General features: G+C 32.6%; 2 protein-coding genes. One reads left to right on the top strand and one right to left on the bottom strand.

Annotated elements, in window-relative coordinates:
• The first annotated feature begins 220 nt into the window (after nt 1–220).
• Entirely contained in the window at nt 221–658 is a 438-nt protein-coding gene (locus BHE89_RS15565; RefSeq protein ID WP_069369380.1) for a type II toxin-antitoxin system HicB family antitoxin, read from the top strand.
• 75 nt (nt 659–733) lie between these two features.
• Here BHE89_RS15565 and BHE89_RS15560 read toward each other — a convergent pair whose 3' ends face one another.
• Nucleotides 734–1,597, bottom strand: a complete 864-nt coding sequence (locus BHE89_RS15560; protein ID WP_069369381.1) for a lipase family alpha/beta hydrolase — start codon at nt 1,595–1,597, stop codon at nt 734–736.
• Between the last annotated feature and the right edge of the window lie 468 nt (nt 1,598–2,065).

The following is a 2,065-nucleotide window of genomic DNA, read 5'->3' as shown; positions in this document are numbered from 1 at the left end:
CAATCAACAAGCAATATGCTATTTACCTCACTCTGTCTTACATTAGCAAGAAATGAAGATAAATTTTGATAAATATGCTTTAATCTTTAATATACTATTTAATATCAAATAGATAAATAAAGTTTCACTTTGATACTATACACAGGAATTTTGAGAACACACTATATTGTGTAATTTCATTTTCATTAAATCTCGTTTTCAACTTTATAAAAGGTTATTTATGTTCAACTATCCAGCCGTCGCTCATTTTGATGAAGAAAGTGAAACTTACGAAATTACCTACCGTGATTTTGATAATATACACGCTGTTGCTTATACCAAAGATGATATTGAACTAGAAGCCTCTGATATTTTACATGTAGGTCTTGAAGAATTTATTGCGAGCAAACAGCCTATTCCAGCGCCATCTAAAGCACAACCTGGTGATTTTATTGTCTACTTACCGCTTATTAGCTGTTTAAAAATTGCGTTACATAATGCAATGTTAGAAACAAAGACAAAAAAATCTGATCTTGCAAGAAAGATGAATTTAACAAGTGCACAAATAGAGCGTTTACTTGAAATTAATCAAACCTCAAAAGTAGATAGTCTAGAGCAAGCTCTTTATTTATTAGGCTATGCTATTTCTGTCAGCGTCAATAAAGATATTAAACAATAATAGTTAAAATCAAAATGCTCTAAAACGATTAGAGCCATTCGTACCTGAGTTATCTACAATAAGTATTCAGGATAATCAAAGTTTTTTACTTGCTAAGAATTTCGCATGGTTGGTATAAATAGCAATGATATCTTCACCACGCCCTACTAATCCAGCAACCTGATTTACCATATCCAGATGATCTTCAGCATAATTATCTTTAATCAGCTTACCTAATCGCATACTTGTACGACCTACCAAGCCATCATTTTCACGCTCAGTAAAAAATGCACTTAAGACACGCATTGCTGCATGAGTAGGATCCAGTAAATTACCTTTTTCACCAGCAATCAAACCTTGGATATAACTACCAAATGAATAATAGCGAACGCCATTTACGACTTCTTTACCTTCGCCACCACGAACATCTGGTAACCCTTGTGGGTACTTTTTATTAAACGCGGTTACATTTTCAGTTGTTAGCGCTTCTAATGCCGCAATGGCATCTTGTGGATTGCCACGATTGCCTGAAAATGTAGAGATAATCGTACCAATAGCTTTCATTACTGCATCAACAATATATTCTGGCACACTATCCTTGCGCATAATACGTCGTACTAAATCGGCGATCTCTGAACCATGGTTTACACCATTAATCGAGGTAATAGAAGCCACGCTCTTAGCATGTTTTGCAGCAACATAACGGCAAGCTAATGGGCCTTGGCTATGACCGATTAAATTTACTTTTTTCGCTTTCGTTTCTTTGAGAACTTTTTGCACAAATTCCCAAAGTTGTTCACCACGAACTTCGTTAGAATTAAATGCAGAAAGAGATGCGGTGAAAACTTTATGGCCATCCTTTTCTAAGGCATCAGCGATACCATAAAAATAAGGATAACCGACGATATCATCAAAACCAGATAAACCATGAACTAAAATAATTGGATATGTAGTTGACATATTTTCCACTCCTTGGGTTTAAATTAATCTATTTAATTTGCTAAACATCCTATTAGCAATACTTAAAACAATATCTAGAATAAAAAATTTAAAATAAAATCATTGAAGTATAAAAATTATCCTAAACATTATACTTTGATACCTTAATTGTTCTAAGTGTTATTAGCATAATCTCTATTTTACGATCGTAAAGCATTATTTTAACCAATATTCAATTTACACTAGAAAGAATCAACATACCTTCAATTATACCTTCTGCTTTTTTTCAATTTTTTTACCAATATATGTATCTGAACACTGGTCATATTTTGCAAGTTGAGCAAATGTTTACCAAAAACATAATAATTAATAAGCAATTGATAATCTTCCTTATTGTGCACCATTAGTCTTACCATTAACTCATTGATAATGTTGACATTAAAATGGGGTCCGTTTTTTTCTTAACTTTATACGTTCTGGAATAAAATC

Source organism: Shigella sp. FC1967 (assembly GCF_001743005.1).
GTDB lineage: Bacteria > Pseudomonadota > Gammaproteobacteria > Enterobacterales > Enterobacteriaceae > Proteus.
Note: the sequence above shows the minus strand (reverse complement) of the source record. Positions and strands in the feature narration are given on the sequence as shown.